Annotated in this window: 19 protein-coding genes and 3 pseudogenes; 9 read left to right on the top strand and 13 right to left on the bottom strand. The window is 59.5% G+C overall.

The window, feature by feature from the left end:
- Nucleotides 1–74: 74 nt before the first annotated feature.
- Nucleotides 75–983 carry a cation diffusion facilitator family transporter gene (locus H9627_RS13495; protein WP_191734549.1) on the top strand — a complete coding sequence of 303 codons (909 nt, stop codon included), beginning with the start codon at nt 75–77 and terminating at the stop codon, nt 981–983.
- Nucleotides 984–1116: 133 nt separating this feature from the next.
- Here H9627_RS13495 and H9627_RS13490 read toward each other — a convergent pair whose 3' ends face one another.
- From H9627_RS13490 to H9627_RS13460, 7 genes and pseudogenes are all read right to left on the bottom strand, one after another.
- Nucleotides 1117–1656 (bottom strand): DinB family protein, encoded by a 540-nt coding sequence (locus H9627_RS13490; protein WP_191734548.1) that lies wholly within the window; start codon nt 1654–1656, stop codon nt 1117–1119.
- A 168-nt stretch (nt 1657–1824) separates the two neighbouring features.
- Nucleotides 1825–2827: pseudogene (locus tag H9627_RS13485) on the bottom strand (IS481 family transposase).
- Between the two features lie 106 nt (nt 2828–2933).
- Nucleotides 2934–3530, bottom strand: coding sequence for a cadmium resistance transporter (locus H9627_RS13480; RefSeq protein ID WP_099299367.1), 597 nt, complete (start codon nt 3528–3530; stop codon nt 2934–2936).
- Nucleotides 3530–3889, bottom strand: coding sequence for a Cd(II)/Pb(II)-sensing metalloregulatory transcriptional regulator CmtR (gene cmtR / locus H9627_RS13475; protein ID WP_003860192.1), 360 nt, complete (start codon nt 3887–3889; stop codon nt 3530–3532). The genes H9627_RS13480 and cmtR overlap by 1 nt, the downstream gene beginning before the upstream one ends.
- A gap of 179 nt (nt 3890–4068) precedes the next feature.
- On the bottom strand, nt 4069–4767 hold the full coding sequence (locus H9627_RS13470; protein WP_191734547.1) for a metal-dependent transcriptional regulator: 699 nt from the start codon (nt 4765–4767) through the stop codon (nt 4069–4071).
- Between the two features lie 29 nt (nt 4768–4796).
- A pseudogene (locus tag H9627_RS13465) lies at nt 4797–5968 on the bottom strand (Nramp family divalent metal transporter).
- Nucleotides 5969–6375: 407 nt separating this feature from the next.
- Nucleotides 6376–6993, bottom strand: coding sequence for a recombinase family protein (locus H9627_RS13460; RefSeq protein WP_191734546.1), 618 nt, complete (start codon nt 6991–6993; stop codon nt 6376–6378).
- Between the two features lie 275 nt (nt 6994–7268).
- On the opposite strand from H9627_RS13460, the gene H9627_RS13455 reads away from it, so the two are divergent.
- Nucleotides 7269–7538 carry a hypothetical protein gene (locus H9627_RS13455; RefSeq protein WP_191734545.1) on the top strand — a complete coding sequence of 90 codons (270 nt, stop codon included), beginning with the start codon at nt 7269–7271 and terminating at the stop codon, nt 7536–7538.
- The gene (locus H9627_RS13450) at nt 7538–7870 is read left to right on the top strand and encodes a ribbon-helix-helix protein, CopG family (protein ID WP_191734544.1); all 333 of its coding nucleotides are present in this window, start codon (nt 7538–7540) and stop codon (nt 7868–7870) included. Before H9627_RS13455 ends, H9627_RS13450 begins: the two co-directional genes overlap by 1 nt.
- Before the next feature lie 136 nt (nt 7871–8006).
- Here H9627_RS13450 and H9627_RS13445 read toward each other — a convergent pair whose 3' ends face one another.
- A complete protein-coding gene (locus H9627_RS13445; protein WP_191734543.1) occupies nt 8007–8633 on the bottom strand; it encodes a recombinase family protein in 627 nt (208 codons plus the stop codon).
- A gap of 691 nt (nt 8634–9324) precedes the next feature.
- Here H9627_RS13445 and H9627_RS13440 point away from each other — a divergent pair.
- From H9627_RS13440 to H9627_RS13415, 6 genes and pseudogenes are all read left to right on the top strand, one after another.
- On the top strand, nt 9325–9618 hold the full coding sequence (locus tag H9627_RS13440) for a hypothetical protein (RefSeq protein WP_191734542.1): 294 nt from the start codon (nt 9325–9327) through the stop codon (nt 9616–9618).
- Between the two features lie 9 nt (nt 9619–9627).
- Nucleotides 9628–10089 carry a hypothetical protein gene (locus H9627_RS13435; RefSeq protein WP_191734541.1) on the top strand — a complete coding sequence of 154 codons (462 nt, stop codon included), beginning with the start codon at nt 9628–9630 and terminating at the stop codon, nt 10087–10089.
- 147 nt (nt 10090–10236) lie between these two features.
- Nucleotides 10237–11033, top strand: a pseudogene (locus tag H9627_RS13430) (IS5 family transposase).
- Nucleotides 11034–11604: 571 nt separating this feature from the next.
- The gene (locus H9627_RS13425; protein WP_191734573.1) at nt 11605–13179 is read left to right on the top strand and encodes a class I SAM-dependent DNA methyltransferase; all 1575 of its coding nucleotides are present in this window, start codon (nt 11605–11607) and stop codon (nt 13177–13179) included.
- Nucleotides 13172–14386, top strand: coding sequence for a restriction endonuclease subunit S (locus H9627_RS13420; RefSeq protein WP_191734540.1), 1215 nt, complete (start codon nt 13172–13174; stop codon nt 14384–14386). The genes H9627_RS13425 and H9627_RS13420 overlap by 8 nt, the downstream gene beginning before the upstream one ends.
- Nucleotides 14387–14490: 104 nt before the next feature.
- A complete protein-coding gene (locus H9627_RS13415; RefSeq protein WP_191734539.1) occupies nt 14491–17688 on the top strand; it encodes a type I restriction endonuclease subunit R in 3198 nt (1065 codons plus the stop codon).
- Nucleotides 17689–17904: 216 nt separating this feature from the next.
- Here the strand turns inward: H9627_RS13415 and H9627_RS13410 are convergent, their stop codons facing one another.
- From H9627_RS13410 to H9627_RS13390, 5 genes are all read right to left on the bottom strand, one after another.
- The gene (locus H9627_RS13410) at nt 17905–19146 is read right to left on the bottom strand and encodes a replication initiation protein (RefSeq protein ID WP_318247802.1); all 1242 of its coding nucleotides are present in this window, start codon (nt 19144–19146) and stop codon (nt 17905–17907) included.
- A 587-nt stretch (nt 19147–19733) separates the two neighbouring features.
- Nucleotides 19734–19961, bottom strand: coding sequence for a ribbon-helix-helix domain-containing protein (locus H9627_RS13405; protein WP_191734537.1), 228 nt, complete (start codon nt 19959–19961; stop codon nt 19734–19736).
- Nucleotides 19961–20560, bottom strand: a complete 600-nt coding sequence (locus H9627_RS13400; RefSeq protein WP_191734536.1) for a ParA family protein — start codon at nt 20558–20560, stop codon at nt 19961–19963. Before H9627_RS13400 ends, H9627_RS13405 begins: the two co-directional genes overlap by 1 nt.
- Before the next feature lie 144 nt (nt 20561–20704).
- Nucleotides 20705–22168: an ApeA N-terminal domain 1-containing protein gene (locus tag H9627_RS13395; protein ID WP_191734535.1), complete on the bottom strand. Its 1464-nt coding sequence runs from the start codon at nt 22166–22168 to the stop codon at nt 20705–20707.
- Between the two features lie 1750 nt (nt 22169–23918).
- A complete protein-coding gene (locus tag H9627_RS13390; RefSeq protein WP_191734534.1) occupies nt 23919–24428 on the bottom strand; it encodes an NUDIX hydrolase in 510 nt (169 codons plus the stop codon).
- Nucleotides 24429–26141 lie beyond the last annotated feature (1713 nt).

Genomic DNA, 26141 nt, shown 5'->3' with positions numbered 1-26141 from the left:
GGGTGCGGAATGGGATACCCTCAAGGATTTTTAATAAGCTTTCAATAAGAGGTTTTCCCCGTTAGGCTACAGGCATGAGCGAGCACCAACACGACCATGACCCCGGCCACCGTACTGCCTCGAACGGATCCCTCACCGCCCTGGCGGTCACCTTCGCCCTGACCGCCACCATCTTCCTGGCGCAGGTGATCGGCGGCCTCCTTTCCGGTTCGTTGGCCTTGCTGTCCGATGCGATGCATATGCTCTCGGATTCCACGGGGCTGCTTATTGCCCTGGTGGCCCTCCTCATCGGCCGTCGTGCCGCCACCCCTCGGGCCACCTACGGTTACCGACGCGTCGAGGTGCTCGCCGCACTGGTCAATGCTGCGGTGGTCTCCGCGGTCTCGGTCTGGATCGTCATCCGCGCGGTTGGCCGGATCGGCGGCCACGAATCGATCGACACGGGCATGATGCTCGTCGTGGCGGTGGTCGGTTTGCTCGCTAACTTGATCTCCGCCCTGATTCTCATGCGCCGTCAGCATGAGAGCCTCAATATGCGCGGGGCGTACCTGCATGTGCTCTCCGACCTGGTCGGTTCGGTTGCCGTGATCATCGCCGGCCTGATCATCCACTTCACCGGTTGGCTAGCTGCCGACACCATCGCCTCCCTGTTCATTGCCGCCCTGGTGCTGCCGCGAGCACTGCGCCTGCTGGCCGAGTCCCTCTCGGTCCTGATGAACCACACCCCCCGGGGTGTCGATACCCGCGAGGTAGAAGCCGCCTTGGTCGGCCTGCCCGGGGTCACGGCCGTGCACGACCTGCACATCTGGAGCACCGACGGCACGAAGCCGCTTGCCACCTGCCACCTGGTCGTCGACGATATGAACGTCTCCGACGGAGGGATTCTGGCCGCCGCTCAAACTCGGTTGCAAGACTTCGGCATTGAGCACTCGACTATCCAGATCGAGCAGGACGGCCACGTCCATCACGAAGAGGTCTGTTGATCACTCACTGCCAGAGTGGGACCCCACGGCGACGGCTTGTCCGCCCTTTTTGACCTGCTTAGCACTATATTTCGGGGCTGTTCACAGTCCCCGGCCGGTCACTGGCGGCGAGGGTCCTTGGAGTGAGGATTTCCTATTCCTCCGCGTTTCCCCGCTCGAAGGGCAGACTCAGTTGCCGGGCGTGGAAATCAAAGTGCCGAGTCGGATAGGCATAGACGTCCGCCACCGTCATCGCCGGGGCAAAGAACGGATCCCACCGGGTCGGAAACGCCATCTCACGTGCCAGGGAGTGCTCGGATTCCTTCTCCAGACTGGTGGCCAGGGCGGTGGTGAGCCACCGGAGTTTCCGGGCCATGCGGTGACGGTGGTAGACCCGGGCCGCAGCCCGAGATCCCCAGTAGTTGACCCAGCCGAAGGGGCGGGTGCTGGAATTGAGCAGACGCGCGCACACCTCGCTCAGCGAGGGCGGCAGATAGCCGAAGAACTTGACTAGAGGTAGTAGTCGGCGGACCACCAAGTAGCCGAAGACCATGTGAAATAGCAATTCCTCGTTGGTCCACCGGGTCCCCACGCTATGGCTGCGCAGCTCGGCATCCCCGGCCCGCGCGAGGACGTCCTCCAGTTCGGCATAGGCTCGCCAGTATCCATCTGCTATCTCAACACGGTCGATCATCGTGGCCTACTTCCGAGGGGCCGACAATCCCGCCTGCCCTTCGATCCCATCATCACGCCGCGCGCTTGCCCCAGGCAATGACCATCGGCAATGGGAGGGGTGGCGTGGCGATTCGCGGCCTTCGAGGCCGAGAATCAACCATGCTGCATACATTTAATGATCAATCCCCTAGGTGTACTTCCCTGTGACGTTGTGAACGCGTTGCATGGGAGTTAGCCCTCCGATAGCGGTATGGGCCCGATGGTAGTTGTACTCGTGGATGAACTTCTCATACGTTGCCTGCCGGGCCTGTTCGCTGAGATAGGGGTGCGCGTAAGCCCACTCCTGCATCAGCGTGCGGTTAAACCGTTCCACCTTGCCGTTGGTCTGCGGACGATACGGCCTGGTGTAGATGTGTCTGACGTCGTCTCCCAGTGCCGCGGCGAAGGCATGCGAGCGGTAGCAGGCCCCGTTATCGGTCATCACCCCACGTACGGTGATCCCCTGACGTGCGAAGAATGCCTCGGCCCGTTTCCAGAACCCGGCCGCGGTCTCCTTCTTCTCATCGGTGAGGATCTCTGAATACACCGCCCGGGAGTGGTCATCCACGACCGTGATGCAGGTACGAGTATCCCCGTCCGGACGGTGCCCCTGCCCGGGTTCTCCTCTGCCGGGCGACCCCCGCCTTCCGGTCCTGGGCAGAACCACGTCCGTGGATCTGCCATCCACCGCCGTCGGGGATCATCCCGAGCTTTTTGATGTCGACATGCACCAGATCCCCAGGGGCGTCGCGTTCGTAGCGCACTGCCGGGTTCTTTCGTACCGGCAGTCCGGTGGCCTGGTCGATACATGACAGCTTGGGCATCGCGTAGCGGGCCAGGACCCGGCCGACGGTGGAACGGGCAATGCCCAGGTGGTAGCCGATGCGGTGGGGTCCCCACTGACGGGTGAACCGCAGCTTGATGATCCGGCGTTCACTACGCTGTGGCAGCCGGTGGGCACAGGTGTGGGGCCGACTGGAACGGTCGCCGAGATGCTCACCGTTGCGGGCGCGTTGTACCCAGCGGTTGACGGTGGCCGGGGAGACCTGGAACCGTTCTGCAACCCTGCGCTGGGTCCATCCGTGGGTGATGACCAGTTCAATCATCCTGGCCCTACCGGTCGGGGTCATCGGCGCGTTACGGTGTGTCATGGAAGCCTCCGGTGTGGTTGTTCGTGTGGTTACCTACACCACTACCGGGGACTTCCTTTATCTGCTTATCTGCTCACACCGTTTACAACCTCCCGAGGAAGTACACCTAGAGACCGAAAGCACCGCCGCCGACGAGGATGAAAATACCCAGGCCGATCAAAACGATGGGGAACAGTACATGTTCCCAGCGTTCGAGGACCTCGGCGATGGGCGGACGGGTGGCAACGAATTTTGCCAGCAGGACCAAAACTGCCACCAGGACGAGGAAGACGACGCAGTAGGTGATGACCGTGGCGGTTCCCACATTGAGGAAGACGGGGACGTAGACGCCGATATTGTCGCCGCCGTTGGCAAACGTCACCCCGGCGACGGTCAGGATACCCACCTTCTTCCCGGCGACCTTCCCGGCGTCATCGTCGTCATCATCGCTCCGCCAGGCCTGCCAGGCCGCCCATAAGCCGAGGAGCAGGGGGATGAGCCCGAAGTATGGGATGGCCTGCTCGGGCAGGAAGGCTTCCGCCCCCAGGGTCACCAGGACGGCGGCGCCGAGGATGCCGACGAATCCGAGGTACTGGCCGACCAGGATCCGGGCTGTGGTCCCCTTTTGTCCCGCACCGCGGGCGAAGAACAGCGAAAGCACGATGATGTCGTCAATGTTCGTGGCGAGGAACAGGCCAATCGCCGACAGCAAGCCGGAGACCATCACATGCCCTCCTGCCCGGTGACACAACCGGGCACGTCACAGCCCGAGTCGAGACAGGGAGCGTGCTCATCCACCGCGAGCGTGACGTCCAGCAACGCGTTGAGCGCCTGGGCGAGGTGGGCGTCGACGATTTCGTAGCGAGTCTGCCGGCCCTCCGGTTCGGCAACGATGATGCCGCAGTCGCGTAGGCAGGCGAGATGGTTCGACACATTCGGGCGCGTCAGTTCCAGCTCCCGAGCCAGTTGCGCGGGATAGCCGGGCGCCTCCAGCAGGGACAACAGGATCCGGGACCGGGTGGGATCGGCCATGGCACGGCCTAACCGGTTCATCACATCGAGACAGGAAGCAATAGTCAGCATGCACTTAACTATACAGCAGACACTGAACAATCCTTGCCCGCCCCCGGAGGATGGGCCAGGAAATATGTGCATCAGCTCCGAACGTCACGCATCGCAAACGGGCGCCTTGGGCGCAGGACTTCAGAAAACAATCACGCTAGATGCAAAGAGTGGTGCGGCCGATATCCCCCCCCTACCAGCTACAAGGAAGTGCTGCCCCGGAGGCCGGGGGAGGGCGCTACCCAAATGGCATTGGCTTGCTCCGTGGTGAGGATGACCTCTTTCCCATCAGCGCCTTTGAGGAGAACTCTGTCTTGGCGTGGGTCCGCGCCAGCGACGTTCACTATGGCGCCCGGAACTATTTCCTGCCTCCTAAAGCCGGCTAACTGGCTTGAGTCAGCATCAGAGATGCGGATGATTACGTAGTCACCCGGAACAACGTGGGTGAGCCGGGTGGCATCGACGGGACGGGAGACATACCCGGTGGCGGTGGGGATGGGGTCACCGTGTGGATCGGTGGCGGGGTTCCCGAGGAAAGCGTCGATACGCTCGATCATGGTTTCTGAGGCGGCGTGTTCGAGCCGTTCGGCCTCGTCGTGGACCTCCTCCCACGGGTAGCCCAGGGTGGTGGCGAGGAAGGTCTCGAGTAGTCGGTGCCTGCGTACCATCGCGATGGCGTACTTCTCGCCCTGCTCGGTAAGCATGACCGGTTTGTAAGGTTGATACTCCACCAGTCCCTGGGCCGCCAGCCGCTTGACCGTATCCGAGACGTTGGGTGTGGTCGTGCCCATCCGTGCCGCCAAGGCCGTGGCGGTGATGGGTGGGCCTCCCCACTCGGTGGCCGCCCAGATCACCTTGAGGTAGTCCTGGGCTACCGGCGTGATCTCATTCAGGTCCATGGACTCACGCTACCGAAGACCACAGCCGGTCAGCCCCGACCGGTGACCAGCAGTCCGATCAAGGCGAGGTTCAGCGACACAATCAACGCGACCACCACCCAGGACGCCACCCGCAGCGGAACCCGGATAGCGAAGCCACCCATGAGGGTTCGATCACTGTTCAGCACCACCAGCGGGATCAGGGCGAAGGGGATGCCCAAACTCAGGACCACCTGGGAGAGCACCAGCGCCCACGTCGGCTCCACACCGATGGCGATCACAGCCAAGGCCGGGATCAGGGTGACCGCTCGCCGCACCACCTGCGGGATCTGCCGGTGCAACAATCCGCCCACGATCGTGGATCCGGCGTAGCAGCCCACCGAGGTGGACGCCAGCCCGGAAGCCAGCAAACCAACACCGAAGGCCACCCCGACCACCGGGCCCAGCGTGTCGGTGATCACCGCGTGGGCCCCTTCGATGCTGTCGGTGCCAGGAATGCCGTTCAAGTTGCCGGCAGCCAACAACAGCATCGCGATATTGACCGACCCGGCCACCAGCAGCGACAGGAGAACATCCCACCGGGTGACACGGAGCAGACGCGGCAATGCCTCGGGCGCGATGGTGTCACCGTGGCGGTCTCGGGCGAGGGAGGAGTGGGCATAGATGGCATGGGGCATCACCGTGGCCCCGAGCATGCTCGCGGCCAACACCACCGTCGGGGTTCCCTCAAAGCGCGGAACAACCCCGGCCCATGCCTCCCTCCAGGAAACAGTGCCGATGAACATGCCCGTGAGGAAGCCGGCGGTGATGATTACCAGCAAACCTACTATGACGAACTCGAAGGGGCGCTGACCGTGCCTGGATTGGACGGCCAGCAGCAGCATCGATACCAGTCCGATGAGCAGGCCCCCACCAACAAGGGGAGGCCGAAGAGAATGTGGAGGGCGATCGCCCCGCCGATCACCTCGGCCAGGTCCGTGGCCGCGGCCACCGTCTCCGCCTGTACCCAGAATGCCCAGCGTCGTCCCCGGGGTAGCCGTTGCCCCAGCAACTCCGGCAGGGAATGACCGGTGACCAACCCGAGCTTGGCTGAGAGGTACTGCACGAGCATCGCCATGACATTGGCGACCACCAGCACCCACACCAGCAGGTACCCGTACTGCGCCCCGGCGGTGATATTCGCCGCGACGTTACCCGGGTCCACATAGGCCACCGCAGCCATGAAGGCCGGGCCCAGCAGCCAGGGCAGGGACTGTCGCCTCGACCCGGGATCACCCGGTGCCTCTTACGCCGCTTTGTTCAGCTCGGCTCGGGCGCCACGGAGCTTCATAAAAGTTAAGTTACACGAACTTATAGTCTCGGGGGGTAACTTTTAGGGATACTGCCGCACTCGCGAGATGCGCGGCCCTTCTCTGGCACGATGAAGATCAGGGGCATTTTCCCGGGCCGACTTTTCCTGCCATGAGATCATCCTGGGATGTGACCCACAGACTCTTTTGACTACTGCAGTGATGGGGAAGTCAGTGGGACCGGATTCCCCCCTCAATTTTTCTCCCCTATACCTCTATATATAGGACACCTCGAGACGACCCCAGAAAACCCGACCCACCCGCGCTCTACCGCCAGTAGTCAGCTCCCGGAAAGCAGCTTGCGCCCATCCTCCCGCAGCTCACCGGTGGGAGAGACGTGCCGGTAGAGGGTCTGACGGGTAATCCCGAGTTCTTTACACAACGCGGCGACACTGGTCTCGGGTTGGCCCATTGCCGCCATCGCCAGACGCACTTTCGCCGGGGTCATCTTGAACGGCCGGCCCCCCTTGCACCCGCGGGCCCGGGCAGATTCCAGGCCGGCTTTGGTGCGCTCGGAGATCAGCTCACGCTCGAACTCGGCCAGGGCAGCGAAAATCCCGAACACTAGCTTGCCCTGGGCCGAGGTCGTGTCGATCGCCGCCCCCTGACCGGTGAGCACCTTCAGCCCCACCTCCCGGGCGGTGAGGTCATGGACGATGTTGACCAGGTGTCGTAGATTCCTGCCCAACCGGTCGAGTTTCCACACGAGCAGGGTGTCGCCAGGGCGCAGTGCCTTGAGGCACGCCTCGAGATGCGGGCGGTCCTCACTTTTGCCCGACGCCCGGTCTTCATAGGGATGCCCCGGATCCACCCCGGCATTGATGAGGGCGTCGCGCTGCAGATCGGTGGTCTGCGATCCGTCCGACTTGGAGACCCGCATATAACCAATCAGTGTCATAGTATTTTCCCATCACTTATACGATCGTTTACGTGACACCCGTCAGGAAAATGTCGTCCAAGGTCGCTGTGGATTGCAGCGCCGAAGGGCGGCTCAGCTGTTATCTGATGAGAACACCCGGATAGACCACACAGACGCTCGAGACGCGCTTGCCGGCGGCCAAAGATACCGCCGCACGAAGCAGGGCACCCGCCGCCAGACCCCCTTTCCCCCGAGCGCGCTATCGCGTACGATATGTATACGTACATGAAGTGGAGGTCAGACAGGATATATGAATGTGGCACGAGATCGCCTGGACTGATATGAGCGAACAGCACATCGCTCGACACAATGTCACTCCCGCAGACGTCCATGAGGTCTTACAAGCAGATCCCAAGCTCTACCGACCGGGCCGAGACAACACCACGCTGGTGTTCGGCACCACGAACTCCGGACGACATCTGCTGGTCGTCCTGGCCGAAGCCCTCGATGGCCGCGACTATGTGGTGACCGCACGGGAGATGACCCCGGGCGAGAAAAAGAACTTCAAACACAAGGGGACATAATGAACACTAACTTCCAGGAACTGGCCGACTACTACGACACCGGCGACTTCTCCGAGGAGGCCAAGGCCGCCCAGCCGACGACAGATGATGCCGGTCCCGGCGGGCCGACGGAACCGATGGACTCCTTTACTGTCCGGCTGCCGGTATCGGTTCTGGAGGCGGTCCGAAAGATTGCCGCAGAAGGAAACGACACCACCGGGTCAGTCATCCGCCGGATGGTCGAAGGCGCTGTCGCCGAGCACACCAGCGACGAGGCGACGATCCCCGTCCGCGCACTCAGGAAACTGATCTCCCTGGCCAATGATCCCGAACAGGGCCGGAAGGTGTCCTAGCTGTACTGCCCCGCGACATAGTGAACACGACGTCTGATGTTTTCAGCTTGGTACACACGAGTATTGAGGGGCTACGGACGCTGTCTCGGACCAGTCGATGACGGGTAGTCCAACAACACATCCGCAGTCCCAACCGTCACCCCAAGGTGGGGCTTGAGGCGTCGGGGATGTCTGCAGCGGTGTGGGTCTCTACCGGCCGGGGCGGGAGGTGCCGGTAGAGACTGGAGCGGGTGATGCCGGTCTTCTCCACAATCTTGCTCATCGAGTAACCCTCGTTGCGCAAGTGTTCGGCGTATCGGAGTTTGTCCGGGTCCACCACACTGGGCCGGCCCACGCGCTTTCCCTTCGCCTCGGCCACGGCCCGGGCATGGGCCGCGCGCTCGACGGCGTAGGTGCGTTCCATCTGCCCGAACAACGACAAGATCACCACCGCCAACTGCGCCATCGGATCATTCGGGTTCGAGGAATCGACCTTGATCGGATCGGCCAAGGTGCGCACCCCGACCTCACGCTCCTGAAGGTCATGGATCAGGTTAAGGGTGTCACGGACGGTGCGGCCCAGCCGGTCGAGGGTGTGGACGACGATGACATCTCCCGCGCGGGCTTGCTCCAGGGCTTGCTGGAGTCCGGGCCGATTCGTGGTGGATCCGGATTTCTTGTCGACGTAGATGTATTTGTCCGCAACACCTTCTTTACGGAGCGCGTCGATCTGGCGGTCGAGGTCTTGTTTCGCGGTGGAAACCCGGGCGTAACCAATATCCATGGCCCACAGCGTACCGGAAGTCTATTCTGCAGCAGCTTTAGTGAGGCAGTTCGTTGGAATAGCTTGTGGAACAATTTTCTCCTGGGACTATGCATTTTCAATTGGCGTCATTAAGGGTGTTCCACTTCCTTGGAAATGGGACACCCTCGCCATGGCACTTGTGCGCCCGCCTCAATAGCACTCTAACTAATAGCGTTCCTACTACGTGGGCCGCTATTCGGCTAACAGAGGTGCCCTACGCTGGAGGAGGGACGATAAGGATTCACCACGTTGATTGGGATGTTGGGACGACAATGACCTCAGATGATGATGGGGTAGCTGATAACCGGTCGGGGCAAACGATGTCGGACAATCTGCCCTGTGTGGGTAAAGGGAAAGATCCCCGGGACGACCCTGCCCATTATGTTCTGCGTATTTTCTACTACAACCCGGGGGATCCTGCTGCAATGGTGCCCATGCGGTGGGGAAGGGGGATCGATTTTAACTATGCGCGGTGGCCAGGCAAGACGGTCGTAACGATTGTCGCGACACTGGTGATACATACATTATTATCAACATTTCTATAATGTTGAGATCTGGTTCTTATGGACCTGACCTCCGTTTGGTAGACACCTAACGGGCGGGTCAGGTCCCTTTTATACTGCTGCAGGATAGATATATGTTTTACACAACACCGTGTTAAATTTTATACATGTCAAAATTCACGTGGGCTGAGCTTGGTCGCCCCAAAGAAGCGCCACGGGTGTCTGTCGCTGATGTTGAGCGTATCCGCCGCCAGCGTCGCCAAGCTATGTCAGAGGTTGAACAGGCAAGTGTGCGAGCGCATTTGCGTAATCTTGCTGGTGATGTCTATGCGAAGCCTGTGACTAATGATCTATTTCTCAGGAATATCGGAATTGTACTTGTCGTTATTGGATTAATCGCGGGTATTCTGTTGTTTTATGCAGCAATCTCGCTTTGGCCTGGTTATTTGAAATGGATTTAATTTATAAATATGAGTAATGATCCAACAGAGCAGGGTAAGAACGACAATAAGCAGTTTTGGATCGCTATGACTGTGCTGGGTGCCCCTGTTGTACTTTTCTTCGCTTGGGGTCCGATTCTATGGATTCTGGCGTTCTTGGTGACTTTTATCGTTCCTGTTATAGGGTTGATATTGATTATCAGATCTCAGTTCTCTGTAGATCATGATAGTGAAGCTGTTAATAATGAAATTGATGCTTTGGCTGCAGATGCTTCTTTTGATCTTAGTGAACAGATCATTGTGTGGGATAAGTTAATGTTCACGCAGGGGATCGGTACCGCCCTTGAAGGACGCGAAAAAGTGATTGCGGATATTTATCGGCGACTCATGAATGCACGAGATGAGATTTCAGCAGCACAGACTACTAAGCACAAGGTCGAAGCGGTGTTAGCAGCAGATTCTATTCTGGCTACATCTCGCTCGGTGGTGTAGGCAGCTACTTTTGCACGCATCGTTGTTATAAGAGATTGCGCGGATAGGAAGATACAGGGGGCCACGGTGGGGTGGTGAACAAGAGCAGGCACGAGGCCTGGTAGATACGGATTCGACCAAGAAAACGTACACCACTCAGGAGCACTCGTGCCTGCCCTTCCATCCTCTATCATCGACCCCCTCTGGTGCCAGTTCGCCGCGCTGATCCCACCCGTGACCGACACCCACCCACTTCGGTGCCACCGCCCACGAATCCCGGACCGGATCATCTTCGACAAGCTCATCCAGGTCCTCGTCCTCGGCGCCTCCTATGCCAAGATCGCCGGGACGAGTGGATCACCGCCGGCATCTTCGAGCAGCTGGAACAGATCTGTTTGGAATTCTACGACCGTATCGTCGGACTCGATCTGGAAAACTTAAGCGTGGACGGGTGCATCGTCAAAGCCCCCTGCGGTGGTGAAGCCGCCGGGCGATCCCCGGTTGACCGGGGCAAACAAGGCACGAAACGCTCCCTGCTGGTCGACGGCGCAGGTATCCCGCTTGGGTGCGTGGTCGCCGGTGCCAACCGGCATGACTCACCGTTGTTGCGCCCGACATTGGAGAAACTAGGCCGGTTCGGACTCGCCCTGCCCGATCAAATCACCGTGCATCTGGACGCCGGATACGACTCAAGCAAGACCCGCAGTCTGTTGACCGAACTTGGCTGCGAGTGGGTGATCAGCCAGAAAGGGGTCCCGTTGCAGGCCGGGGCCCGGTGGGTGGTGGAGCGGACGAACTCGTGGCATAACCGCGGGTTCAAGAAACTGCAGGTGTGTACCGAACGTCGCATCCGGGTCATTGAAGCGTTCATTTCTTTAGCCAACGCCGTGATCGTTGTTCGCCGGCTGGCCCGGGAGGCCTGGTGCACCTATCGCTGGGAGACTCGCCCGACCCAACAACCCTGACCTATCCGCGCGATCTCTAAGCAGAAGTTCTGGGAGTTGAGCTGCTACGCACTAAATCGCCATAACACCACAACATACTTATATTTAGCGCCATGACGTTACAACATACGTATGTTTTTCCGCCCACCCTGCACCTCTTAAGGCACCCGGAGGGAGGAGTCATAACTGCTTAGTAGCCTGCATCAATGCCTCATTCAATGAAGCGGCCAACCTCGAGACAGTGATCTACCGGAGAGACCCCCAGAAGATCGAAATTCCAAATCCGGCTGGCGAACACCAAACTGAACCTGCTGGCCCTCTGACCAAACTGGCTGATCTCCAGACCACCGCTGAGCGCCTGCCCCAACAGGTCAGCCAGACCGTAGATGCCGCAATAAATCTCGTCCGCTACGGCGACAACACCAACTGGACACCGACAACACTACAACCCCCTCTTAGCGCACAAGCATTCGATAATCAAAGAGGACCGAGGGTAGGTATGTCGACCACTGCGCCTAAGCTAAAAAGACCATCTCTACACAAGGAAAACAATTTGTCTACGAAGAAGAAGGACGGGGCTACGCCCTCGACCATGAAGGAACTGAAGGACACGCTCTGGAAGGCCGCCGACAAACTCCGCGGTTCCATGGATGCCTCCCAGTACAAGGACGTCATCCTTGGACTGGTGTTCCTCAAATACGTCTCCGATGCTTTCACCGAGCGTCGCACCCAGCTCCGTGAGGAACTCGCCGCGGACGGCATGACGGATGAGCAGATAGGGCTACTCATCGACGACATCGACGAATACATCGGCCACGGTGTGTTCTGGGTTCCTGAACATGCCCGATGGGAGTACCTGGCGGATAACGCCAAGGGCCTGCATGCCCTGAACGGCCAGGCGCCGAAGAGCATCGGTGAGCTCATCGATGCAGCCATGGACGAGATCATGGCCGCGAACCCCACCCTGGCAGGCACGCTGCCGCGTATCTTCAACCGCGACAACATCGATCAGCGCCGCCTTGGTGAGCTGATTGACCTGTTCAACACCGCCCAGTTTACCGGTCAAGGCCCCGGTCGCGCACGAGATCTACTCGGCGAGGTCTACGAATACTTCCTGGAGAAATTCGCCCGGGCAGAAGGCAAGCGCGGCGGCGAGTTCTACACCCCTGCAGGCGTCGTCCGCGTCCTCGTCGAAGTCCTCGAGCCGACTAGCGGACGAGTCTACGACCCGTGCTGCGGCTCAGGTGGCATGTTCGTCCAGACCGAAAAGTTCCTTGACGCCCACAACGAGGATCGCACCGCGATCTCCGTCTACGGCCAGGAACTCAACGAACGTACCTGGCGAATGGCCAAGATGAACCTCGCCATCCACGGACTTAACGCCAACCTCGCCCCTCGCTGGGGTGATACCTTCGCCCGCGACCAGCATCCAGATATGCAGGCCGACTACATCATGGCCAACCCCCCGTTCAACATCAAGGACTGGGCACGCAACGAAGAAGACCCCCGCTGGCGCTACGGTGTGCCCCCGAAGAACAACGCCAACTACGCCTGGATCCAGCACATCATCTCCAAGCTCGCTCCCGGCGGGTCGGCTGGTGTGGTCATGGCCAACGGCTCCATGTCCTCCAACTCGGGTGGCGAAGGAAAAATCCGTGCCGAACTGGTCGAAGCCGACCTTGTCTCCTGCATGGTGGCCCTACCCACGCAGTTGTTCCGGTCCACCGGTATTCCGGTATGCGTGTGGTTCTTCGCCAAGGACAAAACCGCCGGCGAGAACGGCTCGATAGACCGTACGGGGCAGGTACTGTTCATCGACGCCCGCAACCTCGGCCACATGATCGACCGGGCAGAGCGCGCTCTCAGTGACGAAGACATCGCCAAGATCGCCGACACCTTCCACGCATGGCGCGGAACCCCCTCCGCCGAAGGAAAGACCTACGAGAATGAGGCTGGTTTCTGCTACTCAGCCACCCTCGACGAGATCAAGGATGCCGACTACGCTCTGACTCCCGGCCGCTACGTCGGCGCAGCCGAAATCGAAGACGACGGGGAACCAATCAATGAAAAGATTGCCCGTTTGAAGAAGGAACTCTTCGAGCAGTTCGACGAATCCGAACGACTGGCAGCGATTGTGCGCGAGCAACTCGGGAGGATTGATGTCTAAGCCCCAGTCCATTCGCCTTGGTGATATCCTCCGAGTGAAGCATGGTTTTGCTTTTCCAGGCAAGGAATTCAGTGAGGATTTGAATTTTCCTACACTTCTAACACCAGGTAATTTCGCTGTAGGCGGCGGATTTCGAGAGGCAAAGCCAAAAACCTTCTCTGGTGATTTTCCTAAAGAGTATGAGTTGCAGCCAGGAGATCTAGTCATCACAATGACGGATCTCAGTAAGGCGGGGGACACTCTAGGATTGCCTGCGGTGGTGCCAGCTGGGCGCCGTTATCTCCATAATCAGAGAATTGGTCTCGTAGAGGTTACCGACCCGAATCGACTAAGTAAGAATTTTTTGGCGTACTATTTACGCACTGATTTATACCGTTCATACATTTTAGGAACCGCCTCAGGAAGCACCGTTCGCCATACGAGCCCTTCTCGAATCGAAGCTTTTGATGCTGTTCTTCCCCCCCTTACTGAACAGCGTGCCATTGCGGAGGTTCTTGGGGCTCTCGACGACAAGATCGCCGCCAACACCCAGCTGGCGAAGACTTCTGACAAGCTTGCCGATTCCCTTTTTCGTCACGCTCTCATATCAGCTACCTACTCAGATGAGACTTTCGCTGATATCGCTAAGGTTTCCGGTGGAGGAACCCCCAGCACCAAGAAACCCGAGTATTGGGACGGGGAGGTGCCATGGGCGACTCCGACAGACGTGACCGCGCTAAGCGGTCCGTACCTGGAAAAAACTTCCAGGACTATCTCCGAAGCCGGTCTGAATGCCTGCTCATCCGAGCTGTACCCGGCAGGGTCAATCCTGATGACGTCTAGGGCAACCATCGGCGCCTTCGCGCTCGCTCAAGTATTAACTGCCGTCAATCAAGGTTTCATTGTCGTGCAACCGAACGATCCCTCACTGCGCTTCTGGCTCTTCCACGAAATGCGCAGCCGTGTCGATGAGTTCATTTCCCTCGCCAACGGCGCCACCTTCCTGGAGTTGAGCCGAGGGAACTTCAAGAAGTTCCAGGTCCGAAAGGCAGCCCCGGAGACCATGGCGGCCTTTAATGAAACCGCAGCTGCTCTCCATAACAGCGCCCGGGCGGCACTACTTGAGAATCACTCTCTCGCCGCCACTCGTGATGCGCTCTTACCGCAGCTGATGTCAGGAAAACTTCAGGTTAAGGACGCGGAGAAGGTTCTCGAGAGCACCCTTTGATCCACCTCGTGGTGAAGAATATGCCTGTCTACTGACCTGGACTGGTGTTCACGCTGGTTAAGGTGAGGTCATAGGACATAAAAAGATGAAAACAGGAGCGTGTGATGGGTATACAGACCAGTTTCTCCGAGGCTGACTGGGAAGCTCTGGTCCTCGACCAGCTCGGGGAGAACAGCTGGCTGCCCCTCCACGGCGATGACATCGCTCCCGGCACCGGGGAGCGCGACTCCTGGGATGAACTACTCATCCGCCCCCGCCTGCTTGCTGCCCTACGCCGGCTGAATCCGGGTGTGCCAGATCAGTACCTACAGCAGGCCTGTGCTGAGATCACCGCACCCACATCGCAGGATGCGATCACCGAGAACCACCGCATCCACAAGATGTTCGTCGACGGCTACCGGCTGACCTACCTCGACTCAGAGGGCACCGAACACAACCCAACCCTGCGCATCATCGGGACAGAAGAGTTCGACAACGATTTCCTCGCCGTCAACCAGATCACCCTCGTCCAGGGCGACTACCGACGCCGGTTTGATATCGTGCTCTACTGCAACGGCATGCCTGTGAGCATCATGGAACTAAAAAAAGCCGGCTCCCACACAGCCAATGTCGCAGCCGCCCACGCCCAGCTGCAGACCTACCTCCGCGAATTTCCCCTGGCGTTCCGGTTCTGTGTGTTCACCTTTGCCTCCGATGGGTTGGACGCGAAGTACGGCACCCCGTTTACCCCACTCAACCACTTCTCCCCCTGGAACGTCGACGACGACGGCGCCCCCGTTCCCGTCAACCACACCATGGACGGGCAAGCCGTCCTACCGATCGAAACCGCGATTGCCGGCTTGTACAACCCCACCCGGTTCCTGCAGCTGCTGCGCTCCTACACCGCGTTCGATGCCGGCGCCGACGGCCTGGTCAAACGCATCGCCAAACCCCACCAATACTTCGCGGTCACCAAGGCCGTAGGATCCACGATTGACGCGGTACGCACCAACGGCAAAGCCGGCGTCGTCTGGCACACCCAAGGCTCAGGCAAATCCATGGAAATGGAGCTCTACACTGCTGCCGTCATGCGCCACCCGGTGCTGAAAAACCCCACCGTCGTCCTGGTTACCGACCGCACTGAACTTGATGGGCAGCTCTACTCCGGCTTCGCCCGCTCCCAGCTGCTACCGGATACCCCACACCAGATCAGCACCCGCGCGCAGTTACGCGCAGAGCTCACCGGCCGGGGGACCGGGGGGATCTACTTCACCACCCTGCAGAAATTCGGCCTGACCAAAGACGAGAAGGACTCCGGTACCGAACACCCGCTGCTCAGTGACCGCAAGAACATCATCGTCATCGTCGATGAGGCCCACCGCAGCCACTACGACGACCTCGACGGCTACGCCCGCCACCTACGCGACGCCCTGCCCAACGCCACGCTCATCGCGTTCACCGGCACGCCGATCTCCTTCGAGGACCGCAACACCCGCGATGTGTTCGGCGACTACATCGACATCTACGACCTGTCGCGCGCCGTCGACGACGGCGCGACCGTGCCTGTCTACTTCGAACCCCGCCTGATCAAGGTGCAACTGGCAGACGGTGTCACCGAGAATGATCTCGACACTGCCGCCGATGAGGCCACCACCGGGCTTGAGGGCGAGACCAGGGCCCGGATCGAGCAGTCCGTTGCGGTGGTTAACGCCGTTTACGGGGCACCTGATCGCCTGGCCATTCTCGCGAAGGATCTGGTTGCCCACTGGGAGCAGCGCCGCCAGGCCGTGGCCCCGTTTATCGCCGATCCGGACGGTGCCCCTACCTTCGGCAAAGCACTGATTGTGGGTGCGACCCGGGAGATCTGTGCGAACCTCTACGAAGCGATCACCACCCTGCGCCCGGACTGGCACTCCGAGGAAATCGACAAGGGTAAGATCAAGGTCGTCTACTCCGGCTCCGCATCAGATACTCCCCCGGTCGCCGACCACGTGCGTCGTGCGTCAGCGAACAACACCATCAAAGAGCGACTCAAAAACCCGGACGATGAGCTTGAGCTGGTCATCGTCAAGGACATGATGCTCACCGGCTTTGATTCCCCTCCCCTGCACACCTTGTATCTTGACCGCCCTTTGAAGGGTGCACTGCTGATGCAGACCCTTGCCCGGGTCAACCGCACCTTCCGCGGCAAAACTGACGGCCTGCTCGTCGCCTACGCTCCCCTGGCCGATAACCTCGCCACGGCCCTGGCCGAGTACTCCCACACCGATCAGAAGAACAAGCCGGTCGGCAAGAACATCGAGGAAGCCGCCGCCCTAGTCACCGTCCTTGTCGGCCGGATCCGGGAGCTGCTCGACGGTTACGACTGGCGGGGTGTGCTCAATCAGTCCGGGCCGAAGGCCTTCCTCAACGCGGTCACCGGGGCGGTGAACTACCTGCGCGATCCCGCCACCCCCGGCAATGCTACCGCGGAAGACGAATCGGAGACCCTGGCCGCCCGCTACCAACGCACCGCCGGACAGCTAGCCCGCGCGTGGGCGCTGTGCACCGGGTCCGGGCAGCTGGAGGAGCTACGCCCGGAGATCCAGGTGTACGAGGAGATCCGGGTGTGGATGGGCAAATACGACGCCCAGGACCGCGCCAGCCGTGGCGAACCCGTCCCGGAGGACGTCCAGCGCATGCTCGGGCAATTGATCGCTACCGCTACCGATGCCACCGGCGAGGTCCTGGACATCTACGCTGCTGCCGGCATGCCCAAACCCTCCCTCGACGACCTGACCCCAGAATTCATCGCCAGAACCCAAAAGGCCCGCAACCCACAGCTGGCGATAGAAGCGCTACGAGCACTGATCGCGGAGGAAACCCAGCGCACCACCCGCAACAACGTCATCCGGCAGCGAGCGTTCTCGGAGCGGATCACCGAGCTGATGAACAAGTACACCAACCAGCAGTTGACCTCAGCTGAGGTCATCGCCGAGCTGGTGGCCTTAGCCAAAGAAGTCGCCCAGGAAGCCACCCGCGGGAAGCAGTTCACTCCCCCGCTCAACGACGATGAGCTCGCCTTCTACGATGCCGTGGCGCTGAACGAGTCCGCGGTCCAGGAGCAGGGGCCGGGGATGCTCGCCGAGATCGCCCGCCAGCTGGTGGGCGTGATGCGCCGTGATGTCCGCACCGACTGGACAGTCCGGGAGGATGTCCGGGCGAAACTACGATCCTCGGTCAAACGGTTGTTGATCCTCAACGGCTACCCACCGGATAAGCAACCGGAGGCTATCAAGCTAGTCATCGAGCAGATGGAGACGATGGCCCAGCACGCTGCCTGACGCACAGTGTCCCACCCCGGCAAGGTACGCAAGAACTCTGTAGACCCACCACCCCACCCACACAACATGATGAGTCCAAGAACCACAGTGTCTCTCTAAGAAGCGGCACCTCTCCACCTAGAACCTCTGCACGCCCACTGCCCTTCAGGTAGGTAGTGGGTCACCGCCTCTACTGCTAGCGCAGGGGAACCGTATATTGCTTACGGTGTGAGCCCCCTAGGTTTCAGGGATCAATCCTTCACTCCTCAGCGCCGAGAGGTGCCGGGTGACCGTCGCTCGAGAGAGACCCGTTTCCGTCATGATTTCTTTGCGGGAGAGCACTTTTCCTGTCTCTATGTAGTGTTGCCCCACGAGGGTTTGGATGCGTGCTTTAGTCGTTTGTCCCGCGATGCGTTTCTTACGGTGCGTCTTCTCCAGTTTCGCGAGCTCGTTTTTGACGTAGTCACTATCGCGGTCCTTCCATCGCTGCGCAGCCTTCTTTCCACCCCGGCTCCCCATCGTCGCAAGTGCTTTGCGCTCACGGGACGTCGCCGTACCGGAGCCAGCCCCGCCACTTGTTTTCGATCCACCGTCCTTATTACCGGCCAGGACATAGCCACGTACGCGACGAGCCATGGTCTGGCGATCGCGCATCGGAGGCATCTCCGCGACGCGCCCGTCCGCACCGACCTGCTGGGCGACTGCGTAGGCGTGCTCGTAGGCGTCGATGATCGCCGCGTCCGTCATACGGTTGCCGGCGGCTCGGAGCTTGTGGGCGCTGCGCAGGGCATGGCGGAAGGCCGTCTCGTCGCGGGCTGCGCGCTGGCCTTCGATAAGCCAGAGGACCTTCACTCCATCGATGCGCTCGGCATCGTAAGCATCCATGTCAGCGATCTCGCCCTCTAGTTCCTTGGCGATCTTCCAGTAAGCGGTGGCCTCCTCCCGGCGGGCTTTCACAGCTTCGATGAGCTCACGTCCGCTGGTGAAGGACTGGCGTGGGGCCGGAGTATGACCGGCAGGTGCTCCGGACATCGCTCGTGCCTCCTCAATCAGGGTGGATAACCGGTGCACGCGGGCATGTTGGTAGTGCCACCGGTATGCGGTCGGATCATCTCCAGTGTAGAAGGGGGAGCGGGAAAACCCGTGCGCAAAGTGCTGGTCAGCCCCCAGCAGGTCGCACAACACCGCGGTGGTGGCCTTGAGCAAGCGGATATTCGAGGAGTCACCGCTGGTGTCGGCGTAGACGGGGTCGATCTGCCAGATCAACTGGCCTTTACCGTTAAGAGGGTTGACGCCAATCCAGGCGGGGCCGGCGCCATGATCAGCCAGCTGGGCCAGCAGTGTCATCACGTTCGGGTGGAGGTTACTTACCTGTCCACCTTCAGTGCCGGTCTGGTCGATGTCCAGGACGATGACGGTGGCACGCTGCGGGTGAGCTAATTTGACGTACTGCAGCCTGCCGAGCGCAGGGGAATCCACCCGGTAGAGCCGCGGGGTCTTGGTCCCGTCCGAATTTTTGCGCCAAGCAGCAGAGAAGTTTCGCTTCGGCGCCCCGTGGAGGGTTTCACGCCCCAGATGTGCCAGTAGGCCCGCGCGTTGCCCGGCGGTGGCTCCATTGGAATGTAGCTGAACTGGGCGTGCACCAAGGTGCTCAGTGACTAAGGCGACGGCGTCGCCCAGTAATGATCGTGTCGGTAGGACTTCGACACGTGGGGTAGGTATACTCACGGTGAAGCTTTCTCCCAGGGTGCAGACCTGGGGGTCAGCGAATGCCTCGCCGGTTGCCGCCAGCGGGGCATTCTTCATTAATGCTTCCTGACAGCCTAAGTCACTGCATGGACATATGCCGTGGATAACACGCCCTTATGCCCCATTAGGGAAAATTTCTACCGCCGTAAGGTCTTTTTATGCTCTGTTGCATATGTGCCCTCTACCGGTGATCACGCCCCAGAATCTCGAAGCAAGTAGCTCTCAACAGAAAAAAGAGGTAAATAATGACGTTGTTACACTAAGACGTTGTTATGTTATAGCGTCTCTATGTCGTATGTTTAGCCATAAAAACACACTTACCTACTCTTTTTTTCCAGCCAACTTTCCGCTAATTCGGCAAGGATCGCAGAGACACTGCTCTCCTCCTCGATAGCAGCGTGCTTGAGCCGCTTAGCCAAGCCAGCCGGGAGGTAGACGGTAGTGCGGGTGGGCTTGTCGGTGGCCGTCGTGAAAGTGTCTGCCACCCTCTTTTTCGGCGCAGTGGTGGGTGAGGCTTTCGCCAGCTTCTTGGACAGGTCGGCCATCAGTATTCTCCTAGCAGGTTCGAAGACAGCAGTTCGGCGAGCAGCTCATCATAGCCATATAGACGTTGTGGCGTTGTAGCATACATATGTCTTAACGCCTCGCGGGCGGGTATCTCCGCCTCGGTGACGACCACGTCCTCACTTTCGAGCGTGGTGCGAGCAACTTTGGGCAGGGTCGTGCGGGAGTCGATTTGGGTCAGGCAGACTACGGCCGGTTTGTGACTGGTCGCCTCCACAGTGGGCCAAACTCGGTTGATGTCTAGGGGAGAGGCAGAGGTAGGGATCAGGATCAAGTCGCCGGCTTCGATCGCGGTCTCGATAACTTCGTAACCACCGGGTGGAGTGTCGACGATGACGAGTCCCTCACGATCGTCGAGGGCGCGGACAAGATGGGCGGGAGTGGCCGCCGTGACGATGGGCCAGGGGAAGGCATCGCCCCCCTCCTCGGCCGCCTGGGCCCAGGCGGTGGCGGTGCCCTGGGCGTCGGAGTCGATGAGGGTGACGTCTATTCCGCGGGCATGGGCAGCTGCGCACAGCAAGACGGCGGAGGTTGTTTTACCTACCCCGCCCTTCGTGTGGGCAATAGTCAGAATGGACATGAACCTAGTTTGACATACTTACGTCCTAAACTCACAACATACGTATGTTGCACGCTTTAACGCTACAACACACCTATGTTTGTATGTCTAGTGTCAGCGCCTAGGATGCGGCTTCCATATCCGCGAAGACAGCTGGGCTGAACATTATTTTGCGACAACACCGCTTCCATCAGCCGTATTGAGATACTTTTTTGCAGAGTAAGTGGCCTTCCGGAAAGTCGGCGACTCGGTCAGGGCCTGCTCAATAATAGACTCACTCACCCCAATAGCAACCATCAAATGCGCCGTCACGAGAGCTAGGGTGACTTGGGCAGCGGCCCAGGCACTGTGTGGCGAAGCTTCACCCAACCCAGCTTCATGAGAAATTGAGTTGCGTGCGTTGACGTGTTCCCGACTCCATGCCTTTAGATCGGGAATCAGGGCGTGCGCAACAGCTTGTGGTGCCCGGCAGTACAGGTCAACAAGGCGTTTGAAAAGAGAAGACGGATTTGTGTCCTCATGGAAAATCTTCTCGGCGAGGTCTCTGGCTTGAGGTGTAATCGCCCCCTTTCTTCCAAAGACTCCCTTATGAAACGCTTCAGCAAGAATCGCGGCTAAGAACACAGAAGTTTCAAGATAGTCCACAGTCCCGGTCTTCAAGGTGGTGAACAGATTCAGCACTGCGCCGTGCTTCCGACAGAAGGCGAACCATGCTGGGACAACTTCTTCGAATCGGACCTCGTCGCAGGTGAACGTTGATGGGTCGTACTTGTGGACGAATTCTTCACTGTTTTCTCCAGTGGCCCTATGTGTGAGATAGGAAGCCCACTGATCTTTCACGGGATCCTGGACTACCACGTCAATCGCGTGAGGCGCACAAGGCCGGTCAAGTGCCAGGGTGATCAAGCTAGACATTTCCCACGCATGCTTGCGGACATCCATCAAGGACCACGAAGCGGGAGGCGCAAACTCAATTTGTGCGAACTCTTGAGCTTGAGACTCGTAAGAATTTGTTGACCACCGGAGATTCGGAAGTATCCAGCTGTGGGAGATGGTCACTGCTGTTCCACACTCTAAAGTTGCTCCACGTTTCGGCCCGAGCTTCCGGCCTGTGCGTACCTCTACAAGATGAACCTGGTGGACGGGGTCCTCCGAATAGCTGGACAGAACGGAGAGTTCTTCCGGACCCCCCAACCATCGGTGCAGATTATCAATGGAGACCGAAGCTGATTTGATGACGGCGGAATCTTCACTTGGCACATGAGCGCCTTCAACCACAGCTGAGGCGTTATAGGTGGATTTTGCTGACGCTGCTTGGGCGGCATGCTTCTGGGAGGACTGGATGCCCATCACATTGAAGATCGTCACGAACCTCCCGTCCGCCTCACCATAAACTGCCGGGTAGATGCTGTCTCGCAGCCCGAGAACCCTCACCCCTCGCCCCTTGCCCGTGAATCGAATGGGGGGCACATCTACTTCAACGTAGGGCGATTCAAATCCTTCACTCAATAGCTTCAGGACAAATCCCTCCGCTGGGGAATAGGAAAGGACACCCGGGTGACGCTCCTGAAGATCAGGAAGCCACCAATGACCCTCCCACGAATAATTATGGGTATTGAGCTTTCGCATAATCGTCTCCTCCTGGTCAGCTATGTAAAAACCGCACTTTATCCCACCGATACGACTGGGCTGTTAGCCAGCAGAAACATCTGTTCGAAACCTGCTCACCGCCTACCCCCAACCGATGACGGCGCCCTGAGGGCCGGAGTCGATGAGAGTGACATATGTTCCGCAAACGTAGGCAGTCGCACATAGCAGGGCCGCGGAGGCGGTTTCACCTACCCCGTCCTTCATGTGGAAGAGAACCAAGATGGACGTGGCACCATATTTGACATACTTACGCTTTAGCTTCACGGCATATTAATGTACCAACATAACAACATACCTACGCTAAGACGTTGGAAACATACGCGATAACTCACCGATCAAGTCTTCTATCGCTAGCAAATAGTTTAAGCTCATAACCAGCAAAAACTATTAAGAAAGTGATTTCTACCATGGGTTTATTCGGGAACATTGTTGGCGGATTTCTATCGTCCCTGGGCGGATCTGACGATGAATGGTATTGCGATGGCTGCAACACCAAGTTAAACGACCAGTCAGGCTTCACAACTGATTACTCAACGTGGGAATGCACAGAATGCAGTCACGATAATGACGTAACAAGTACTAACCTCTATGACAGCCACGAGCATTACCAGGAAACCATGGGTATCCCACCGTGTCCCGCATGCGGAAGCATGGTTCAAGGGGATGCACCCGATGCCACCTATTGGTTCAACTGCACTGGCTGCAGTGAGCGCTTCTACTTGCAGAACGGGGGGCTCATCAGTCCCTTTGACGATAGCCGTCGAACCACGGGACGTACATGTGTGAGCTGCCAGCGGGAGCTTCGCGGCGACTTCACTGCACCATGGGAAGATGGCGGAAACTCCTACGGTTATGTCCAGTGCGCATCTTGTGGCTATAAAAACATCATGGACATGGGCTAGAAATCCTAAACATTCACGTCCCTCAAGGGATACCGGCTACGTTGGCTGGATAGTTTTCGACGGCACTTGCAATACTTTCTCCGAGAGATTGTGAAAGCCCCACGGAGGCGCACGACCTAGCTAGTAGAACGGGCGGCGACCCGATCTTTTAGCGTCAGTGGACACGGGAGCCTGAAAGGGAGCAACTGGTTTCCGATCAAGAAGAATGGTGGCACAGTCCAGCCACCTGTGTACGAGTTCCTCTGAGATAACCCGGCAGAGGTACAGGTAGCGCTAGTGTGGCGACCTACCGTACCCAGGAGCTCCTTATTATCTTGAATAAAATTTGAATCACCTATGATACATCTGCGAAAAAAGCCATAGGCCCTGAGTATCGTCGTGGGCGAACTTCAACCAAGAAGGAGTCACCACGATGACATCACCACGCCACCGACGGCGAAGCGTTCGACCCCAGGGCCCGCCTACCACGCCACCATCTCCACCCTCAGTATCACAGCAACCACAAGAGGAGGCTGTGTCATCGAAATTAAGATTTATTGTCCCGGATCATTACCGCCGGGGCCAGAAACATCCTGGCCATGACCAGCATCAAACAACGTATAAGATCCCATGGGATCTTTATGAATGGATGGTCACTTATACGGAAGCCACCGGCATCAGCAGAAACAAGCAAGTGTACTTGGCGATGCGGGAATTCCAGAAGAAATATACTGACTGACGAGCGCCCTGTCGCTGGCCCGACTGCATTCTCACCGCGAGATCGTCCACTCTTCCCGTGGACGATCTCACGCATAGAGCAGAGCACCCCTCCACACAGCTATCAGCCATCAACCCTCCGGCGATACCGTCACCCTAAGCATCCCGGCGATGAAGCCGGCGACCTCGTCGGCGGTGACCTCCGCTGTCCGGACGTCCTCGAACTGACCCGGGGCTGGGGTCTGGGTCAGTGCTGCATCGACGCACAGGAAGCGGTAGCCAAACTCGGTGTTGTAACTGGGCACCGTGGCCGTGGAGCCGGCAGGGATCACTCGCGCAGCCGTGTAGCCGGTCTCCTCGAGCAGCTCGCGTTCCGCGGCCGCCGCGGGCGTCTCGCCCGGGTCGACGTGGCCGGCTGGAAACTCGTAGACCTCACAGTCGGGGTAGGCGGGGTTGTCCAGGAGCCCCACCCGGTGCTGGAGCACCATGATAAGCGTGCCGCGGTCGGTGATCGGGATGGTGATGGCCCCGTCGGCTTTGGCGACGACCTGGCGGCGGGCCACCCGTCCGTCGTGGAGACGGACTCTGACATCCTCGATGTCGAAGATCGCTCCGTGGAAGGCGGTCTCGCGGTTAAGCACCGTGGGTGATGACGCGGGCGAGCAATCGGGGCTTGAGTCGTTATGGTCGGCAGTGTGGTCAGTGGGGCGAGACTGCGGGGTCATTGAGGGCGCTCCTTCACGGTGGGTGACATTCGCGGTTTATCGAACATATGAGTGAGTATCGAACAGTCGAACAAACCCAGCTTTTCCCGCCCAAAAACGAACGGGGACGAGTGCGGTGTCGGTACTGCTTCGACACGGATTGCCTACGAGAAGACCGGTGTTCGCCGCCAGCTTCGAGCAGCCTATGGCTGCCCACCGAGGTCGGGTCGGTGGCGTTATTCCTCGTGTTATTGACCGGGCCAGCAACAGGCCACCAGAGCCGTGCCCAGCGACCCTCACGCGGGTAAGAATAAGACGGTCATTAAGTGGCCTAATATCGGCCCCAATAACACAGCGAATATCCACTCACGGGGCCGGGAAGCGCTGTTAGGTCGCGGGGATCATGCCTACTGAGATCGCCACTGGGCGCACCATCGACAAGGCCTCGCGTGGTCGATGTGGGGTACGGCAAGCGCGTCCCGGAGCTGAGCCTTACACGCCGGATCGTCAGCCTCTGTGGCCGCGGCAGCGCCGTGGCCACAGACGGGGCGGCGGGGCCAGCCGGGGCCTCTTGGAGGTCGCCCGTAGGTGGCTCGGCGGTGGGGGAGAACCGCCGCGATGCTCGTCGCAGATGGCACCAGAATCAGCGCCTCAGGCTCGCCTCCACGAGGGTGGAACACCCGTCTCACGCTGACCCTCGTGGGATCGGTTCTGGGCGGGTTCTTGACGAGGAAAAGTAGCGCCGACAACCCCATCAGATCGCCGCTTCAACTCCACCTGAATCGGCGTCTCAACGACACCCCTCAATCCACGCTGCCGGTAGGCCAGCCACGGGGATTGGAGACAGCGTCGACGGCGTGGATGAGGCGCTTCATCGGCTAGATCGAAACAGCAATCGCAGGCTCGATACCGACCGGGTCGCAGCCCGGTCTCTAGCGCCGGATCGAGATCCGCATCCCGGACGGCCGGGGCGCTTGAGGGGATCAGCGACCCGACAGGGATCGCCGCCTCAGCGACGCCCCGGAGTCCCGAAGCCACGCCTGCGGCGGGGCGCAACAGCTGCCCGCGGTCACGCGGGCAGATCAACCGGCTCGGCCACGAGACGGGTGCACGGCGGCTGGAGGCGACGGATGAGACAGACAGGGACGAGCCCCAGCGAGAACCAGAGCTGACGCATCCGACATCGCCTCCAGCCGCCGCCTGGGCACCCTGAGTGAGCGCCAGCGAACGAGGGGCCGACCCTGGCCACATCGAGCCCCAGCGAGAGGTGAGACCAGGGCGGTAAGGGGCCCGCGCCAGCGGGTGGACGGGGCCGGTTGAGCGCAGCGAAACCGAGCCCCCGGCCAAAGCCTCGGCTATGCCGAGCGACACCCCGGTTTGAGCGCAGCGAAAAGCGGGGTGGCGTCGCTTACCCTTATGCCCTTTCGTCCCTAACACCGAACTTCCTCGGAACTTGTGGAGAGGAATGAGGGATCAGGCATGTGACCTGCGGCGATGGGGTGGTAAATCCTGTATACAGGCCCCATCGGCACACCCTGTTCACGAAGTGACCCTGTATACAGGGTGTGCATTTCCGCAGGTCACATGCCAAGGGTTGTATACATGGCTTTAGCTTTCGCGCATCCATGTAAACACGGGTGAAAGTAAGGG

This window comes from Corynebacterium gallinarum (assembly GCF_014837045.1).
GTDB lineage: Bacteria > Actinomycetota > Actinomycetes > Mycobacteriales > Mycobacteriaceae > Corynebacterium > Corynebacterium gallinarum.
The sequence above is the reverse complement of the archived record's forward strand: the minus strand, read 5'-3'. Positions and strand labels throughout refer to the sequence as shown.

Coding starts and splice junctions, on each gene's coding strand:
- H9627_RS13435 (WP_191734541.1), top strand. CDS start 9,628: ATGAGTAATGATCCAACAGAGCAGGGTAAGAACGACAATAAGCAGTTT.
- H9627_RS13405 (WP_191734537.1), bottom strand. CDS start 19,961: ATGGCCGACCTGTCCAAGAAGCTGGCGAAAGCCTCACCCACCACTGCG.
- H9627_RS13425 (WP_191734573.1), top strand. CDS start 11,605: ATGAAGGAACTGAAGGACACGCTCTGGAAGGCCGCCGACAAACTCCGC.
- H9627_RS13420 (WP_191734540.1), top strand. CDS start 13,172: ATGTCTAAGCCCCAGTCCATTCGCCTTGGTGATATCCTCCGAGTGAAG.
- H9627_RS13495 (WP_191734549.1), top strand. CDS start 75: ATGAGCGAGCACCAACACGACCATGACCCCGGCCACCGTACTGCCTCG.
- H9627_RS13460 (WP_191734546.1), bottom strand. CDS start 6,993: ATGACACTGATTGGTTATATGCGGGTCTCCAAGTCGGACGGATCGCAG.
- H9627_RS13400 (WP_191734536.1), bottom strand. CDS start 20,560: ATGTCCATTCTGACTATTGCCCACACGAAGGGCGGGGTAGGTAAAACA.
- H9627_RS13445 (WP_191734543.1), bottom strand. CDS start 8,633: ATGGATATTGGTTACGCCCGGGTTTCCACCGCGAAACAAGACCTCGAC.
- H9627_RS13470 (WP_191734547.1), bottom strand. CDS start 4,767: ATGGACCTGAATGAGATCACGCCGGTAGCCCAGGACTACCTCAAGGTG.
- H9627_RS13455 (WP_191734545.1), top strand. CDS start 7,269: ATGTGGCACGAGATCGCCTGGACTGATATGAGCGAACAGCACATCGCT.
- H9627_RS13490 (WP_191734548.1), bottom strand. CDS start 1,656: ATGATCGACCGTGTTGAGATAGCAGATGGATACTGGCGAGCCTATGCC.
- cmtR (WP_003860192.1), bottom strand. CDS start 3,889: ATGCTGACTATTGCTTCCTGTCTCGATGTGATGAACCGGTTAGGCCGT.
- H9627_RS13440 (WP_191734542.1), top strand. CDS start 9,325: ATGTCAAAATTCACGTGGGCTGAGCTTGGTCGCCCCAAAGAAGCGCCA.
- H9627_RS13450 (WP_191734544.1), top strand. CDS start 7,538: ATGAACACTAACTTCCAGGAACTGGCCGACTACTACGACACCGGCGAC.
- H9627_RS13415 (WP_191734539.1), top strand. CDS start 14,491: ATGGGTATACAGACCAGTTTCTCCGAGGCTGACTGGGAAGCTCTGGTC.
- H9627_RS13480 (WP_099299367.1), bottom strand. CDS start 3,530: ATGGTCTCCGGCTTGCTGTCGGCGATTGGCCTGTTCCTCGCCACGAAC.
- H9627_RS13395 (WP_191734535.1), bottom strand. CDS start 22,168: ATGCGAAAGCTCAATACCCATAATTATTCGTGGGAGGGTCATTGGTGG.